The sequence below is a fragment of the Asaia bogorensis NBRC 16594 genome (genome assembly GCF_001547995.1).
Lineage (GTDB): Bacteria > Pseudomonadota > Alphaproteobacteria > Acetobacterales > Acetobacteraceae > Asaia > Asaia bogorensis.
The window spans coordinates 1,644,976-1,663,083 of record NZ_AP014690.1; the positions used below are offsets into that span (position 1 = coordinate 1,644,976).

Below are 18,108 nucleotides of genomic sequence, written 5' to 3' on the forward strand. Positions count from 1 at the left end.
TTCCGTTCCGATCATTCAGGACCTGTTTCATGATTGCCTTGACACGCAAGGGACCGGCGCTCAATCGCCGGAAATTCGTCACGGGGCTGGCGGGGTTCGGCGTTGCCTCGTCCGCCCGCGCCATGCCCGCCATGACACCTGCGGCACACATATCTGACCCCTCAGCCATTCCGCCTGCGCCCGCCTCCATCTACGACCTGACTGTCGATACGGCACCCTGGCATGTCGGCAAGCGCAGGGGCCGCGCCTTTACGGTCAATGGAAGCGCTCCTGCCCCCACCCTCCGCTGGCGCGAGGGTGACGAGATGGTGCTGAATGTCATCAACCATCTTGATCAGCCTACCTCGATCCACTGGCATGGCATCAGGCTGCCCGCCAACATGGACGGTGTGCCGGGCCTGAGTTTTGCCGGCATTCCTTCCAAGGGTCGCTACACCTACCGTTTCCCACTGCGCCAATCGGGCACCTACTGGTATCACAGCCATTCCGGCATGGAGGAAGCGCAGGGGCTTTTTGGCGCGCTGGTGATCGATCCGGCAGGGCCGCCGCTCCATCACTATGAGCGGGATTACGTTCTTGTCCTGTCAGACTGGAGCGATGTCGCGCCGCATGACATCGTCAGCAACCTGAAGCAGCAGGACGATTATTACAATTTCCGCCAGCGCAGCGTCGCCTCGCTGTTTCATGAAGCCCGCCAGCATGGATTGCATGACGCTCTGGCGAGCCGCCTGATGTGGTCGCGCATGAGGATGTCCGCCACGGATATCTCTGATGTCAGCGGGGTGATTTACAGTTACCTCATCAACGGGCAATCGCCGGATGACAACTGGACTGGCTTGTTTTCCCCGGGCGAGCGGATCCGGCTGCGTGTCGTCAATGCGTCGGCCATGACCCTGTTCGACTTCCGGATACCGGGGCTCGATTTCGATATCATCGCAGCCGATGGATCGGATGTTGAGCCCGTGCGTGTTGAGGAATTTCGCATCGGACCGGCTGAAACCTATGATCTGATCGTCACCCCGACCGACAACCGGGCATGGACAATCTTCATCCAGCCAGAAGACCGCACCGGCTTCGCACGCGGCACACTCGCTCCCGCCTTGGGGATGATGGGGCCCATCCCCCCCATGGATCCGCGGCCCGTACGCAGCATGGTCGATATGGGAATGGGGCGTATGGAGAACGCCCCTGCTCATAGGGGCGGCATGAGCGGCATGAGCGGCATGAGCGGCATGAGCGGCATGAGCGGCATGAAACCGCAAGACAAACCAGCGTCAAGCACGCATCTCACCACGGCGCAGCCTATCCAGATTGATGACCCCGGCCCGCCGCCACGCAATGTGGAAAACCAGAATGTCGCCATGGACCCTGTCAATCGCCTGTCGGAACCGGGGGACGGACTGGAGGATAACGGGCGAGCGGTCCTTACCTACGCAATGCTCCGTGCCCTGCGCCCTGCCCCGGACCAACGCCCTCCAAGCCGGGAAATCGTGCTGCACCTGACAGGGAATATGACGCGCTATATCTGGGGATTTGACGCGAAGAAATTCTCTGAAGCGCCAGCAATCATGCTGGGTCTGGGGGAACGGGTGCGGATCACGCTCATCAACGACACGATGATGGAGCACCCGATTCACCTGCATGGGTTCTGGAGCGAGCTGGAAAACGGTCAGGGGGCGCTCAGGCCCAACAAGCATACCATTCTCTCCCAGCCTGGCTCGAAGCTCAGCTATCTTGTGACGGCAGACACGCCGGGCATGTGGGCGCTGCATTGTCACCTCATCTATCACATGCATCTCGGCATGTTCCGCACGGTGGTGGTGTCATGAACATGCGCAGACACACCATCAACTTTCTGGCTGGCGTTGCCGGCCCCCTTTTGCTCTCATCGGGCAGCCATGCAGCGTCAGCGTCGCAGGAAAAGGCGAGTGCAACGATGCCCAGCTATATCGACGGTGTCATGCCTGTCATGGATCAGGGAATATGGGTCCATGGCCTGCTCGACGAGTTCGAGGGGCGCCTTGCCGGGCAGAATTCGAGCTTCCGGTGGGATGGCGAAGCCTGGATTGGCGGCGACTATAATCGCCTCTGGCTGCGTTCCGAGGGCACCGTGTCGAAAGGCCGTATGGGAGATGGCGATCAGGAGGTTCTCTATAGCCGCGCCGTATCCTCTTATTTCGACGTGCAGGGCGGTGTTCGCGTCGATCTGGATAGTGGTCCCACACGCACCTGGGCTGCGCTCGGTATACAGGGGCTGTCGCTTTATCAGTTCGAGTTGCAGGCTACCGGCTATGTCAGCGATCAGGGACGTTTTGCCGCCCGTTTTGAGGGCTCGTACGACATTCTGCTGACAAACCGGCTGATCCTGCAGCCTCAGATCGAGCTGAACCTTTATTCGAAGGCCGATCCAGCCCGGGGTAACGGTGCGGGAATTTCTGAGATCGATACGGGGTTGAGGCTGCGATACGAGATATGGCGGAAATTCGCGCCCTATATTGCCATGACGTATGACGGCTATTTCCAGCAGGCGCGGCGTTTTGCGCGGGAGCGAGACGATAGCGGCGGCAATCTGCGCCTGACGGTCGGTATTCGCAGCTGGTTTTGATCATGCGATGACCGACTGCCGACGGGGCAAGGGAAAACGATCTTCCCGGCGGGTCGCCTTTGAGCCGCCGGGGTACCATTGCGGACATGCAACGCGAGTTTACAGTCTATGCACGCCGCGCCATGCCGACCGCGACGGTATTTTGCTGATCCGCACCCGATATATAGGTGTTGCCTTAAAAACACAGGCCAGGAGCCCACAACGTGGGAAACAGATCGCGGCCGTCAATCTCCTTGTCATGATATGAAATATTGATAGGGAGGGCGCAACGACGCACAGAGTTGGCCATATCTCAGCTTTGCGTCGCGTGAGGTTGTTACCTGTCAGTATGGAGAGATCACGCGATCATGCCTGTAAAGAATGCCGCGGGGCGTCTGGCACTTTGGGCTGCCGGGACGATACTTGGAAGCTGCCTTCTCATTGCACCGGCCTCTGCCCAGAGTCAGAGCCAGCAAGCAAGCCCGAGTGATCAGACCGCAGCCACGCTCGATCCTATGCTCAAGGAAACGGCAACCCAGAATCATGCAGGCAAGGGCGCCGATAACCCGCCCAATCTCTACGGCAGCCCCTATGATCGCACACAGCCTTCTCTAGGCACCGTGCGCCACCCCTTCGTGCCGGTACCGGGTAACGAGGCCCTTTTTCCGGCGAGTTTTTCAGACTGGCTGAAGCAGCCCACAATGACGGGTGACTGGGGCGGCCTGCGTACCCGCTTGCAGAACATGGGCATCACCCCGCAGGGCCACTACCTGCAGGACAGCGCGGGTAATCCCACCGGCGGACGCGCCCAGACCGTGCGCTATGCTCACGAAGTGGCGATCGGAGCCGATGTCAATTTTGCCCAGCTCACCGGGCATAATTACGGTATGTTCCATGTGCTGCTCACCGAGCGCGCCGGCCTCGGCATTGGCCAGCAGCTTCCCGCGCTGAACAGCCCGCAGGAAATCTTCGGTTCGGGCGAGACCATTCGTTTCACACGGCTCTCATGGGAAATGCAGTGGAACCGCTACGCCGATACCGAAATCGGCTGGATCAACACCGAAAATGATTTCGGTCAGTCCACTATGCATTGGGGCATGAATCTTTATTGCCAGTTCGAATCGAATGCGATCTGCGGTATGCCGCAAGCGCTCGCCAGTAACTCTGGCTATGGTTACTATCCGACAGCCCATCCCGGCGCGTTCGTGAAGCTGTTCCCCTTCGGTGATCAGCGCATGCTCGTTTCGGCCGGCATCTATAACGTCGATCCGACCATTTCGAACACGGGCTATGCCTGGAAGATGTGGCTGCATGGTTCGACCGGTGCCTACCTGCCCTTCCAGCTGGGGAGGCATTTCGGCGGCACGGACACCAAGGGTCGCCTGCCGACCAACGTCAAGATTGGCGGTTACTGGGATACGTCAGAGGTCAAGAACGTCTACGCCCAGCTGGCAGGCTTTGAACTGCCGACAAGTGTGCTCGGCAATCTGCCCATCGACAAAGTGCGCGGCCGTTACGGCGGATGGTTCATGGCCGACCAGATGCTGCAGCGCGACAGGAGCGATTCATCACGCTCGACCGTGGCCTTCCTGTCCTTCACCTGGGGTGACCCACGCACGGCAATCGCCCCGTATTTCATCACCTGGGGTGTTGTGCGCAAAGGGACGTTCTGGAACAGGCCAAACGATACGATCAGCATCGGTGGCAAGTTTAACTTCGTGAACCCCAAGCTGGGTGCCTATGTGGGAGCCCTCCAGGCGGTACAGACGCAGGATACCGGGTTGCTCAAGCCGAGCGGTGAACATTCAGGCGAAATCAACTATGGCTGGCGTCCGGCTCCGTGGCTCACCATCCGCCCCGGCTTGCAGTATATCTGGCACCCGGGCGGCACCAACCGGTATAAAAACGCCCTGCTGATCGACCTTGAAACAGGCGTGAGCTTCTGACGCTGCGCCCCGTGGCCCCGTTCTCTCACGGATGGGGCCATCGAAGGATTCAGAGCACGGGTGCTGACCTGATGGACACTGAACCTGACAATGGCCGGTCAGCCCATCCTCCGCTCCCCAATAAGGGGATGGCGCATATCCCGCTCTGGACGCTGTAGCCGCCATGCGCTGGTCAAAGACCGAGACACTGGGCGAGGTACAACCCTCTACCGGACCGATCTGTTACGATCTTCATCGGTTGGCCTGTTTCCCCTGAACTGAGCGCAGCGCCGGGTCGATCATCCGCATAGGTCGGAGCTGGCTGATCCCGCTTCGATCGAACCAATCACGCCGGCGGAGAGCGGTATCACGGCTCCCATCAGACACAACGCATGACAGGTTCCAAAGCACGCAGCGCGCCATGCCGGAGCGTCGGAGGCTTTCATAAAACTATCATTTTATAAATGTATCTTCCTGTTTCTGGCGCCGATAGAACGAGCCGTCATCACGATCTATCGAGGTCAAACAATGCAGCTTTCCCGAATTTTCGGCGCCCTGTCGCTCTCTCTGGCCCTGTCATGCGGCGTGTCGCACGCTGCCACCATCACCGGCGCCGGATCGAGCTTTGCGGCTCCGATCTATGGCGCTTGGGGTGAGACTGCACAAAAGGCGATCGGCACCTCTGTCAACTACCAGAGCGTTGGTTCGGGTGCCGGTCAGAACCAGGCTATCGCACGCACGGTCGATTTCGGCGCCTCTGACAAGCCGATGGACGCAGCGAAGCTGGACAGCAACAAGCTCTATCAGTTTCCGACGGCCATGGGCGGTATCGTTGTGATCGTGAACGTTCCGGGTATTGCCCCCGGCGCGCTGAAGCTGGATGGCCCTGCCATTGCCGGGCTCTATGACGGCACGATCTCGACCTGGAATGACCCGCGCATTGCAGCACTCAACCCGGGCCTCAAGCTGCCGGACACGGATGTGGCCCCGATCCATCGTGCCGATGCGTCGGGCACCAGCTTCGTATTCACTTCTTACCTCGCCAAGGTTTCTGGCGCCTGGAAGCAGAAATTCGGCGCTGGTACGTCAATTGCTTGGGCAGGCGGTGCAGGTGCGCGCGGCAATGACGGTGTTGCCGCTGGCGTAAAGGAATCAGAGGGCGGTATCGGCTACGTAGAATACGCCTATGCCAGCCGCAACCATCTGAACATGGCGCAGCTTCGTGATCATGATGGCGCGTTCATTAAGCCGGATTCCGCTGCTTTCGCTGCCGCTGCGGCTCATGCCGACTGGGCTCATGCAGACCGTTATGCCGTGGATCTGCTCGACACCGCTGGCGCAAACGCCTGGCCCATCATGAGTGCCACCTTCGTGCTGGTTCCGACTGACCCGAAGGATGCTGCGCAGGGCAAGGCCGTGAAGGACTTCTTCAGCTATGCGCTCAAGAACGGCAATCCTGACGCTGTGAAGCTGGACTATGTTCCGCTGCCGCAATCCGTGAAGAACGCGGTCCTGCAGGGCTGGCCTAAGAACTGAAGTCGCCCTGCTTCCGGCTGCGCCTGATTGCAGCCGGACCTATACCGAAGCCCGCCCGGCACGCCTGACGTGACCGTGGCGGGCTTTTTTGTTCCAGGGGCCATATTACGACTCGCTCGTATATGACGTTGAGGCGCCCGAACGCCTCATCCCTCCAAAATTTCCGCATATTGAGCGTCTCTGACTGCTTGGGCATGCGCAATGTAAGCGTGTCACAGATTTCTGTTAGCAACTCACCTGTGAGGCGGCCGCTCGGGCTCGGAAAGGACTCACAAAGCGGCCACCGCTACCCGGCGCATGGCAATTCCCCCAAGGAGAAAGCCCTCTCCGGTGCCGTTCTCGCCCTGGTGGCTTCGGATCATTCTTGTGTTGCAAACGCACATGTTGTGGTTAGTATTCGATGTCTTTGTATTTCTTGATTTTGATCTATATCAACAAGACAATATCGTGATTATTGTGACTGTAGTTGAATATTGACGATGATTTCCAAGACGCCCACTCTTCCCGTGTCGAGCGGATCAGCTTTCTGACAAGAGCACAAAGGGCCAGCTAAATGCTGGTTCGCCGGCCCAGAATAACGGAGAGTCAAAATGACAAGATGGTGGGGCCCTGCGCATTTACATTATCCCATGACCGATCTGCAGTCGCTCACGCTGAGCTTCGCAGCAACTGTCGTGGTCGTCGGATTGGCTGTGTTCACCGTGCGCGCGGTCAGAAAACAACGCTTGCGCGTTGCCACGACGCACATCAAAACACTCTGACGGCCTGACAGGGCCTATCCTTCAAATGAGCGGGCGAAGTCCGCGTTGATAGGCCCCCAGCCCCAGCAGCAAAAGCAGGATTGCGGCGACAGGCAGCGCGACGATGCTGCTATGGGTCAGCAACACGCCCCCCAATAACCCGCCGGCTGACACGGCGAGGTTCCAGGCCGTTGTCGCCATGGCTTGAGCGGTATCCATGAAGCGTCCCGCTACGCTCGTCATGGCGCTTTGCGTGAGGGCAGCGAACCCGCCAGTGGTAATACCCCACATGACAACACCAAGGCAGACCGGAAGCTTGTGCGTCAGACCGAGAGACATGAGCAGACAGGCCGCCATAAATACGAGAATGCTGGCCATCGTCAGCCGCGAGAGATGATGATCGATCAGAATGCCGGTGACAAAGAGACCGGCAACCGAGCCTCCGCCAAAGACCAGCAGGAGGAGATCCACGCGCGCTCCAAGTCCGGAGGGGACAAGCAGGGGCTCGATGAAAACGTAAAGCAGGCTATGAGCCGCAACGAAGCTGAAAATCAGTGTCAGATTGGCAAGCACACCAGGCTGGCGCAGGCTGCCTGAAAGGCTGAAATGGCTTCCGGCCTGACTGCCCGGTGCATCTGGCAGAAAGTAGAGCGACCAGATCACGAGCAGGCCCGAAAACCCGCCAAGGCATAAAAAGGCGCCGCGCCAGCCCAGCCATTGGCCAATTGCCGCGCTCAACGGCGCACCAAGCACGAGTGCCAGCGTGACGCCCGAACCCGCCAGCGCAATTGCCCTGCCCCGTTGTGCCGGTGGTGAAAGCCGCGTTGCGTAACCCGCGAACATGGCCCAGATCAGCCCGCCACAGCATCCGGCGAAAAAACGAATGGTAAGGGCAAGCGCCAGATTGGTGATTATGCCGTTTGCTGCGTTGATCAGGGTGAAGCCGACCAGCCCCAGCAAGAGCAGGCGCTTGCGTGGCATCTTGTAGGTCAGCGCCGTTGAAGGAAGAGCAGCGCATAGGGCACCCAGAGCAAAAGCCGTGATGAACTGCCCGCTTGCCGCCTGGGTAATCTGGAGGCCATCTGCGAGCAGCGATAGCAATCCGGCAGGCATGATCTCGGTCAGCAAGGTCACAAAGGCAGCCAGAGCCAGAATGATCATGGCATGACGGGGGAGCCTGTCCGGAGCTGCACATTTTGCCGCGGCCTGATCCGTCACCCCAACCATCTTAAAGCGCTCCCCTTTCCGTCAGTCGCTCCGGGCGGTCCCCTGAACATTGACCAGTGGGCTAGGCGATAGGCGCGGGCAGCAGATTAGGCAAGGCAGCATGGGGTTGTTTATCATGGCCCATCAGGTCGAAACATCCTGCTGCCCCGGCACGGGTGAGGCGACGCCGTCAGAATGAACGCGTCGCCTTGCCATCATCAGAACGCGGCTGTCAGGCTGAGATTGAACGACCGGCCAAGTCCGGCGAGGGGCGACAGGATATTTGTCTGACGATAATCACCCAGCGACAGCCCCCCTAGCGGCAAATAGTATTTCTGGTTCAGCACATTCTCGATGCTCGCATCCAGCGTAAGCTTGCGCCAGCGATAGCTCCCGCCCAGGCCCAACAGCGCATAACCCGGTGTGCGCGGTTCGTTACGTAGCCAGTCCACCGTCGACTTCTTCTTCACCAGCGTGACATCCACACGTCCGGTCCAGTTCTGATAGGTCTCGCGAAGGCCGATCGTGCCGTTGGCAGGCATCTGATGATAAAGGCCGGAATGGGTGACCATATCCTGGCCGCGCACCCAGTTGAAGCTTGTCACGATCCTGCCCTGTCCGAAGCGCTCATCATTCCACAGGCGATAACGCGCCGAGCCGTTCAGGCCGTAACTCTGCGCATTGTGATTGACGAATTGCAGCTTCGACAGCCCATTGCTGAACGACGCCAGGCGAACGACGTTAATATAGCCCTCTGTGTAGGTATAGAATGGCTGGAGCCGAACTTCCCAACCCTCGCCTTTCGGGTCGTGCCATGTCAGCGTCATGCTCGCCGTGTTCGCAATTTCGGGGCGCAGGTTAAGGTTGCCGACATAGCCATTGCCATCGCCGAACCAGCCGATCATGCGCGTGGCCATGGTGCCCATACCCCAGGCATAACGCTCGTACAGGTTGGGCGACCGCGTCTTGCGGGCGTAACCGCCCTCAAGCATCAGGTCGTCACGAATATGCCAGCGACCGGTGGCCGTCACGTCGAAATTGGTGTCTGTACGCCCTCGCGAGGCCGCGTTGAACTTTCGTGCTGCCATGATATCGGCCATCTGCATCATGCCGGTCCAGGAATACGGTGCCACCTTGCCCGTATTCATCATGATCAGATCGCTGCGCAGCCCAAGCTGGGTCGAGAAGCGTCGTGTCCATTGAGCATTCCACTCGATGTAGTGGCCCAGGTGGTCACGATGGCTGTTATTGATGTTATGAAACGTACCGGGGCCCATCATCATGCTCCCCGCGAGCGGCGGCCACCAGTCATTCAGTCCGTTATGGTTATAGCTGCTGCCGAGCTTGATGTTGTGATGCGTGCTGAGCGGCACAGTGAGATCAATTGCGTAGCCCGCCGTCCGGGCATCCGTGTTCATCGGCATCCCCCTGGTGGCGCTATGACCACCCTTGTCATTCATCATGTTCATGACGTGATCGACGCGCTGCCAGAAGCCGCGCACGTCGAGGGTCGCCCATCGATACTCGCCACGATATTTGCCATTCACAAATGTCGAGCGGTTATTGGTCATGTCCATATACTGGTTGGGGAAACCTTCATACGGGATATCCTGCTGACCGAAAGTCAGGGCGAGCAGGTGATTATCCTTCTTGAGACCAGCCGTTACGGCATGATTGAAGGAGAGATAGCTGGTGGAGCGAACCTGCTTGCCATCACCCCCAGTATGGTAATTGCTCGCATGGCTATAGGAGCCGGTATAACGCAGGCTGAGCAGATCATTGGCGACTGTGACCGTGCCCGAAGCACCCGAGCCGCCGCCATTGCTGCGATAATCTCCCCGCACATGGCCCGTCACGAGGATCTTGCCGGGAGCAGCAAAAAGCGGGTCCTTGCGCTCAATTTTTACCGTGCCGCCGGTGCTGTCGCCCCCGAGGCTGACCGGGGTGACACCGGCAATAGCCTCGGCAGAGGAAACACTGTCGGGGTCGATATAGGACATCGCCGGGTTCATGTGATTGGGACAGGCCGAGGCAATGCGCATGCCATCCACAATGGTCGCGACGCGGTCATCGGCCATACCGTTGAGGACGGGCAAGGATGAGACCCCGCCCGCAGCATATTGCGTGTAGCCCAGCGAGCCTTTGAGTAGTGATGCTGTATCGGGTGAATGAATGGCGGTACGCCGTATCCCCTGCACACGGAGATATTCGACCGGGGTATCATCACCATCTGACTGGTTCGCGGTCCTATCCGGCGCTTTGCGCTTGATGGAGGATGGCCTGGTCTGACGTTGCGATGTTTCGAGTGCGCTCGCAGCGACTTCGCTTCCGCCGCGGGGCGAGGTCGTGGCTGGAGGCGTGGTCGCCGCGTGGGCATTGGTCGCAGCAATAAGGGCAAGCAATGAGGTACACCCGAACGCGAGATAGGCGCGACGGTGCGATCTGCCATAAGAGGGCAGTGTCATGGAACTAATCCTGATCAGTCTTGATACGAAATCCCGCCGTCCAGCTCGCTCCCAAAGGAAACGTCCACCGGAATACGGAAAGCGATGTCAGATCAGGACGACTGGCGGTGCCTGGGATGGCGGCAGGACCCACCGTAATCCGGGCGGCGCGCGGCAAGAGGGCAGAGAAACGATGTGGGTGAGCCGGATCGAGCGGGAGAACGCCGCCAGCAGAGCGACCCCAAGAATGAACACAGCCAACTGAAGAAGCGGGCAAAGCGCACAGGCTGTATCGTGATGATGATGCCCTGCCTTTGGCATTTGATGCGATGCGGGCATCGCCATCGACGTGGAATCACACATGCCCATGGGGTCGGCCATGGCCATGGCGGGCGCGATATCGACCCCGATCAGTCGCTCTATTTCGGCTCTGGGGGTCTCATCCGGCTCGGCCAGACCCTGCAGGCCAAGCGAAGCAAGGAACCCGAAGAGGACGACAAGGCAAAGAGACAGGCGCATGAACGATGCGCCTGTTCTGATCCCTCGTGAATGTCGCCCAGCCGGTGAAATGGCCCCGCCCCTGTATGTGCCCGCCCCGTAATCCGGAGCGGCTGCCTGTCGGTCGAAATACCGCGACGCCCTTCCAACGTCCAGCATTATAAAACAGGACTCGAATACTCCAGAATATAGAAAGTATCTCTAGACAGCAGATCCTTGCAATCGTTACGCTCAAATAATGCGCCTCAAGACCAGATGATATATTTGATTAGCTCTCGAACAAGGTCTGCCCAACAAACTCCCCATCCTTTCTGCCGGGGCAGGCAAATAGCCCGCCCCCGATATGGGTCGTGTACTGGTTCATCATGTCGAATTTGGACATTTTCTCGAAAATCCTGACGAAACCCGTCCGGGGGTCCTGCTGCCAGCTCAGAAACAGTAGGCCAGCATCCATCTCCATACCCTGACGCCACGGCGGCCAGCGCTCGGCGGTGTAGCTCAAGCCGTTGTCATAGGAATAGGCCCGACGAAGAATTTGTGCGCCGCCATTCTCTTCTGGCGCTGCAAGACGGGCATGGGAGTTCTGGACAGTAACAGGGTTGCCGTCATGATCCTTCTGCGTCAGGGTCAAAGGCTCGAATTCGTCGTGTCCGCCAATGGGTGCCCCGCTGAGTTTCTGACGTCCCATCGTTTCTTCCTGGAACGCAACAGGTGTCCGGTCCCAGTGCTCCAATGCAATACGAATGATACGCGCAACGAGATAGCTCCCCCCCTGCATCCAGGGGAGATCGCTGGCAGCAGCCCATATATACCGGTCCGCACTCTTCGGGTTTTGAGCATCGGGATTGATGGTCCCGTCCTTGAAGCCCATCAGGTTGCGCGGTGTCTTGCCCTTGCCAAAATTGGGCAGGAAGCCTGCCTGCGCCCAGCGCGGTGTGGCAATATCATAGGCCAGCCGGGTCAGGATGCGCGAGGCGTGGAGTGTCGTCTGCGGGTCATCTGCGCAGCACTGCACACACAGATCGCCACCGGTGCGGGCTGGTACCAGCTGATCGCCTGTGAAGCGCGGCAGATCGGCCAGCGCCGCAGGGCGATGCGAGGCCAGACCGAAACGATCCTTCCCCTCCTTGATAAACAGGGTTGGGCCAAAGCCGATGGTGATCGTCAGGTCGCGTTGACCGAGGCCATCTGTCTCGTCTGAATCGACAAGACCCGGCATATTCTTGCCTGCCATCAGTCTGTCGGCGGCCTCACTCCAAGCGCGTAGCATCTTAACGAGGGCTTCGCGCTTGTCTGTCGTCACATCGAACGTGACGAAATAGGCATGAGGCTGCTGGGGCGTGACGATGCCGGGTTGGTGAGACAAGCCGATCGCACCAGTCGATCGATCCCGCTCCTGATCTGCATGAGCTGCCTCTGCCCCTGCGACGGCGGGAGACAGGCCGCCCAGGGCCACTGACCCGGCGAGGAAACGACGGCGGCGCAATGCGGGCCAGAACTTAGCGTCGGTCATGGCTGGCTTACATTCAACGTGTTCATGTCGTCCTCAACGTAATAGAAGCTCTTTCCATCGGGGGTCATGGCCAGACCGAACAGATCCCCATTGCCTGGGGGCTGCTGAGCCTGATCGGCATCCACCCACTGGGCGTAGATCTGCTTTTTCGTAGCGGGGTCGATCTCGACCACCTGCCCGTTTCGACCATTGGCAACCAGCAGATGATGGCCGGGCACCCAGATCATGGCCAAAGGCCAGTTCAGCAATCCGCCCTTGGTGATGACCCGCCCCACCGCATCATTGACGCGTGTCACCGGTTCCTCCCGTGTCAGGGCATTATCGATGGCCGTTACCTCGTTGTCGTAGCCATCAGTGACATAGAGTGTGCCATCGTCATCCAGTGCGAGCCCGGTCGGGCCAAACAGGAAGTTGTCGCGATCGGCACGGGCAGAAAATCCGCTGGCCACAACGGTCTGCTTGTCAATTACCGGTGGCCCACCTGCCGGGATACTGAGTTCCAGGCGCAGCACCGTCGCTTTCTGCAGGATCGGTGGATAATTGGTTTTAGGGTCCACGACATTCGGGCCAGGCAGATCGAACCCGGTCATGGAAATAAAGAGTGTCGCCTTGTCGCCATGATCGACACTGGCAATATCCCCCCAGGGTGCGTTGATCAGCGGTCCTTTCCAGGTCGTGACGAACTTGCCGTTGGCGTCGAGCACAATCAGGCATCCATCACCCTTGGTGGTGGTCGTGCCATCCTTGCTGGGGGAACTGCCGACGATAATCCAGCCCGATTTGAGAATGGTCAGCGCCGTTGTAAGGCCCACACCGCCGGGGCAGGCAGCGAGATTACTCGGCAGATTGGCAAATAGTCGCGCATTGCCGGTGATGGGAGAGTAGGCGACAATTGTGGTGCCTGTTCCCTGCAGATTGCTGATGTTGTTGAAATTGGTGACGAGCGCCTCGTTCTTTTTCAGCACGCCCATATCCTCAGGCACAACCACAACGGCATAGGGGTTGAGGTCGCCATTCCCGGGGCTTGTCGAAGCCAGCGTCGTATGGCGGTGCAGGGTTTCCAGAAAGCCCTTCTGATCGGCGCGGGCATGGTGGGGCGCGGAGGCAAGAGCCAGAAGGGCAAGAGCAGTGCAGGACAGACGGGGCGACATGATGTTCCTCAAAGCGCAATATTGGTGCGAAAGCCGAACACGAGTTCGTCTTTAAGCCGTCGATCCGGATGGGACGGATTGGGAATGCCGCCACCAGGATTGAAGATGTATTGAAAATCGGGCTGCCACTGCATCCAGCCGGTAAACTGGTACTGGTAGGTCAACTCGACATAGGTTTCCCCGCCCTGGGTTGGGGAATAGGCACCTGAATAGCGCCTCACCGCCCGGTCATAATTGGCCAGCGCACCGCTTACATGGGTGTAGCCCATGCCGATACCGAAGGTATCGTCTGTGCGGTACGGAAGTGGGTCATTGAATGTCAGGCCGAAATTCAGGCTGAAATCGATCGGCACACGGTCCGATTGCGGGGCCCCCATCGCACGTCCGAAAAGGCTTATGGTTCTGTTGGGATCGGTATGGCTACGCCAGATCATCTGATCCATCACAGCATAGAAGCTGAATGCCCCGCGATGGGTGAGCGCCGTACCGTTGCTGTTCGGTGAGGCCAGCGGTATCCCGGTGTTGTCCCAGTACTGGTCGGCAAATGGCTCGGAATCATACCACCCGCCTATGCGATAGACGTGAGAGAGGGGCTGAACCTCGTCGGGTGACACCATGGCCCCCAAAGCGGGATACACATATTGCAGTTCGGCAATTGCCATCACACCGCGGTTCAGCGGGAAGCTTGTGCCGGAAGGATTGGTCATCTGAGGGTCGCCATCGCGGCTGCGGGTCGGGCTGCCGCTATACACACCGCCAAGGAGGTAAAGTGGTGTCGCAAGCCAGTATTTGCCTCGCACACCCAACGCCGAAAGCGGATAGGCGGGGCCACCACCAGGCAGATCGGCCGAAGGGAGCATGGGCCAGCCGAACATCGTGTTGGCAAACACAAGCGCATTGGCACTCACCATATATTCCTGATCGAGGCTCTGCTGGCCTATCTTGATGTCGAGCTTCTGCTGGTCGAGAAACTTCTGGTCATACCAGAGCTCCCACAGACGCGTGGCCCGATCGGCCTCGATCCCGCTGACCGTTTGCAGGGCCATAAGGTTATCGGCGCTGTAATTGCGGCCATGGATCTGCTCCATGCTCACATTGAACGTGCCGCCATACCAGCCCATGGCGCGCTGCGTATCGACCTGCAGCACTGCCACTGTGAGCCCGTTATAACCCGCCCCACGATGACTGCCGCCCGTAGGGTTTCCGAAAACTTCCGATGTCTCCTGGATGGCGAGAACAGCACCGTATTTGCCGAGTTCAGGGCGCAGACCCCACATATTGCCAAGCAGATTGGAACTCCGCCGCCAGTTGGAAAGGAAACCGAACACCCCTGCCGAAGCCTCATCACCCGCCTCAGCAGCATTGCCAAGGTTCACAGGCGGCGGGACGGCACGGGCGGCCGTCGGGGCGAAAGCGGATACAAGGCCAAGACTTGCCCCCAACATCCGGCCCCGCCTCGTTTTCGGCAGACGAACCCGAGCGGCTTTGAATTTCAGCATACTACCCTTCTTCTCATGATAGTGAGAATCGTTCTCACATGGATGGCAGCAATGTTTTGACATGGATCGTTAATAAGGATGTATGACTGAATTGTGAATATTGACTATTTATAACGAGAGAGATTTTATGGATCTGTTCAAATTATCCGACATTAATACAAGTAAAGGCCGATCAGTTCGCGTCACTCCATCAGCAGTGCCGAGGCGAGATTTTGCGCGGGCTTCACCGTGGGCGTGCGACGCCGGATCCATGCTTTGTTATAATATATCATTTTACACAAAACGTCAGACTTCTTAACCAAGCGATCGCATCTGCCTCTCACGATATCCCATGCTGACCTCTGCGTTGGCAGGGCTCTACCCGGAACAATCGCTTGTCCAAACGATCCCGCCTCCTCGCCTCTTCCTTGCTCTGGTCCATTGTTTCGCTGGCCGATCCTGCTTTGGCTGACGCGACAAAAGATGAGTCGGTCCGGGGCCAGGACGAAAGACCGAACGCAGAACGTGAGACGGTCGGGAAACCGGGAACGGGCCATAGCGGCCCCCATACGCGCGCCGCAGGTCAGCGCCATGAAACGGTTACCGTGCGTCATCAGCGCAGTAACGCCGACGGGACCTCGGGAACGACACCGGGGGGCGGCATGATGCCCAACCAGACAGCCCCCCACTCACGCAGCGGATTGACGCGCGATTTCATTGCCCGCCAGTCGGCGACACTGTCTCCTGTCGCGATGATAGCCAGCCTTCCGGGTGTGGTTTATTCAGGCAATGACCCTCTTGGCATGAATGACGAGCAGCAGGGACTATCGGTGCGCGGTCTCGATCAGACCGAGATCGGTTATCTTTTCGAAAATGTGCCTGCCGCACCGCCGTTATTTCTAATCCCTTACACCTCGGCCACTGCTGATAACGAAAACATCTCATCCATCACGCTCACCCAGGGGGCGGCTGGTACAGACGCGCCGCTTTACAACGCGGTGGGGGGTGAGATCGCTGTGAAGATGCGCAAGCCTTCAGAAGAGGCGGACGGCTTTGCAAGCGGCTCCTGGGGCTCTTTCAACCTCAACCGTGAATTCCTGCGCCTGGATAGCGGCCGGATCGGCCATACAGGCATCAAGGGTTTTGCCTCGTTTTCATACAGAGGCGCGGATCAGTGGCGGGGCTCGGGAGCTGGCCGCCGCTATCACACCGATATGCGCCTGCTGAAAGAATGGGGGGCACGAAACAGCGCCTCACTGATTTTTTCCTTCAATCGCGACAGGGGTTTCTACCTGCGACCGCCTACCCTCGCCCAGTGGGATCAATACGGCACCGATTTCAACTATACCGGCAGCTACAAGGCAGGAGACAGCAACTATTATCGCTTTCAGGAGAATGCCCGGGCCCAGAGCTTTGTTTCTGCCCCCCTGTCACTACACCCCGATCGCCATGTCACGCTCGATATCACGCCTTATTTTATCTATGTCTCGGGGTATGACAGTTACGGAACCAGTCTGAACCGTATTGGCAGCTATCAGGGCAACCGGCCTGCCGGGCCGCTTCAGGTCTCACCATCACTGGGGGCCGTCATCCCCGCGGTGGCGACAGACACTTACCGGCAGTCCCATCCGGGAATGAATACAGCCCTGCATATCGACACAGGGGCCAACCGCGTGAGCCTTGGCTACTGGTATTCCTATTACGATTTTTCCAGTCTCTCGCGTTACGTCCTGCCTGATGCGCAGGGTGGCGTGCCGAGCCAGACAGGCCGTTACCCTATTCTTGCCGCCGATGGTTCGCCCCTCTCGTCCTACGACGCTCGACTGATGCAGCAGGTCAACGCGCTCTCGCTGACTGACAGGCTCTCGCTGCTCGATCAAAGACTGACGCTCTCTGCTGGCCTTCGCGTGATCATGGTGACGCGCAACGTGACCAATCTTCTGCCCGGGGCGCGCTATCGTAGCGGGGCGAGCTATGTTTCCCCCCTGCCCCAGATCACAGCCTCTTGGCGCCTGAGCGATCATGATCAGCTTTATGTCAATGGGACCACAGGGTTCCGGGCACCCTCAGGCATTTCGAGCTATCAGGATCGCTTCAGCCTCTCCACAGGACAGCAGACACGTGTGGCAGCCTCGGATATCCGGCCGGAATATTCGATTGGTGAGGAGATCGGCTATCGACATACCGGGCTGGTCAATGTCTCGGTTGCGCTCTTCAATTACAACTTCACCAACCGGCAAGTCACAACCACGACCGTTCTCAACGGTGTCATGACCACTGAATCGATCAATGCCGGTGGCCAAACCGCGCGCGGCGCGCAGTTTGAGCTCGGTATGAAGCCCTATCACCATTTCAGCCCTTATCTGTCGGGGCAATATGTCCACGCGACCGTCGATAATAATCTGCGCTCGGGCAGTGACTACCTGCCCACCAAAGGCAAGACACCCGTACGAACCCCCACTTTCTCCGGCGGGCTAGGACTATCCTATGATGACGGGCAGATTTTTGGACTGTTCAACGGTAGCTATGTCGGGTCCACCTATTCGACCTTCATGAACGACGAGAAAATACCGGCTTTCGCGACCGCCAATCTGTCTCTCGGTTACAGGTTCAGGCAGTTCAATGCCCTCCGAACGCCCCAGATCCAGCTTAATCTCATCAATCTCGGCCGATCAGGTTATCTATCAGGGGTTAATGGCGTCTCGCTCAACAGACGTGCCACACGCGGTGTGTATGGCACCATGATTGCTGGCAAGGCGCCGACCTATTTCGTGGGTGGCGGTTTTGCTGGCGTGGTGGCACTCTCATCGGGCTTCTAGAGCTGCGATCAGGCCACTTATCCCTGATGAATTTTATTGCATAAACGCATCAAAACACCCCTTCCGCTCTTTTAAAAAAACATTTATCGTTTCGATGGATCAACGGAAATGGGTCGAACCGGAAAGCCCTCTGCCGCGACATATGCGGCAGGATGCCCGCCAGGCTCATTCCCTGCCCTATCCACTTGCCCATCACATCACCTGACAAAGCCGG

Annotated in this window: 12 protein-coding genes; 6 read left to right on the top strand and 6 right to left on the bottom strand. The window is 58.6% G+C overall.

What is annotated here, in order from left to right; genetic code table 11:
* The first annotated feature begins 29 nt into the window (after positions 1 to 29).
* From Asbog_RS07255 to Asbog_RS14745, 5 genes are all read left to right on the top strand, one after another.
* Complete coding sequence (locus Asbog_RS07255; RefSeq protein ID WP_062164617.1) at positions 30 to 1,829, top strand: copper resistance system multicopper oxidase; 1,800 nt, start codon at positions 30 to 32, stop codon at positions 1,827 to 1,829.
* Positions 1,826 to 2,605: a copper resistance protein B gene (locus Asbog_RS07260; protein ID WP_083510774.1), complete on the top strand. Its 780-nt coding sequence runs from the start codon at positions 1,826 to 1,828 to the stop codon at positions 2,603 to 2,605. The genes Asbog_RS07255 and Asbog_RS07260 overlap by 4 nt, the downstream gene beginning before the upstream one ends.
* A gap of 347 nt (positions 2,606 to 2,952) precedes the next feature.
* The gene (locus Asbog_RS07265) at positions 2,953 to 4,530 is read left to right on the top strand and encodes a carbohydrate porin (protein ID WP_231944532.1); all 1,578 of its coding nucleotides are present in this window, start codon (positions 2,953 to 2,955) and stop codon (positions 4,528 to 4,530) included.
* Positions 4,531 to 5,037: 507 nt separating this feature from the next.
* The gene (gene pstS / locus Asbog_RS07270) at positions 5,038 to 6,045 is read left to right on the top strand and encodes a phosphate ABC transporter substrate-binding protein PstS (protein ID WP_062164618.1); all 1,008 of its coding nucleotides are present in this window, start codon (positions 5,038 to 5,040) and stop codon (positions 6,043 to 6,045) included.
* Positions 6,046 to 6,674: 629 nt separating this feature from the next.
* A complete protein-coding gene (locus Asbog_RS14745) occupies positions 6,675 to 6,806 on the top strand; it encodes a hypothetical protein (RefSeq protein ID WP_261763198.1) in 132 nt (43 codons plus the stop codon).
* A gap of 21 nt (positions 6,807 to 6,827) precedes the next feature.
* Here Asbog_RS14745 and Asbog_RS07280 read toward each other — a convergent pair whose 3' ends face one another.
* From Asbog_RS07280 to Asbog_RS07305, 6 genes are all read right to left on the bottom strand, one after another.
* A complete protein-coding gene (locus Asbog_RS07280; RefSeq protein ID WP_062164620.1) occupies positions 6,828 to 8,012 on the bottom strand; it encodes an MFS transporter in 1,185 nt (394 codons plus the stop codon).
* A gap of 197 nt (positions 8,013 to 8,209) precedes the next feature.
* Positions 8,210 to 10,456 carry a TonB-dependent receptor gene (locus tag Asbog_RS07285; RefSeq protein ID WP_083510775.1) on the bottom strand — a complete coding sequence of 749 codons (2,247 nt, stop codon included), beginning with the start codon at positions 10,454 to 10,456 and terminating at the stop codon, positions 8,210 to 8,212.
* Positions 10,457 to 10,543: 87 nt separating this feature from the next.
* Entirely contained in the window at positions 10,544 to 10,954 is a 411-nt protein-coding gene (locus tag Asbog_RS07290) for a DUF2946 family protein (RefSeq protein WP_062164621.1), read from the bottom strand.
* A gap of 247 nt (positions 10,955 to 11,201) precedes the next feature.
* Positions 11,202 to 12,446 carry a Dyp-type peroxidase gene (locus tag Asbog_RS07295; protein WP_062164622.1) on the bottom strand — a complete coding sequence of 415 codons (1,245 nt, stop codon included), beginning with the start codon at positions 12,444 to 12,446 and terminating at the stop codon, positions 11,202 to 11,204.
* Positions 12,443 to 13,597 (bottom strand): YncE family protein, encoded by a 1,155-nt coding sequence (locus Asbog_RS07300; protein WP_062164623.1) that lies wholly within the window; start codon positions 13,595 to 13,597, stop codon positions 12,443 to 12,445. Before Asbog_RS07300 ends, Asbog_RS07295 begins: the two co-directional genes overlap by 4 nt.
* Before the next feature lie 8 nt (positions 13,598 to 13,605).
* Positions 13,606 to 15,042 (bottom strand): carbohydrate porin, encoded by a 1,437-nt coding sequence (locus tag Asbog_RS07305; protein WP_231944533.1) that lies wholly within the window; start codon positions 15,040 to 15,042, stop codon positions 13,606 to 13,608.
* Between the two features lie 428 nt (positions 15,043 to 15,470).
* Here Asbog_RS07305 and Asbog_RS07310 point away from each other — a divergent pair, with 428 nt between their 5' ends.
* Positions 15,471 to 17,894: a TonB-dependent receptor gene (locus Asbog_RS07310; protein WP_231944534.1), complete on the top strand. Its 2,424-nt coding sequence runs from the start codon at positions 15,471 to 15,473 to the stop codon at positions 17,892 to 17,894.
* Positions 17,895 to 18,108: the final 214 nt, after the last annotated feature.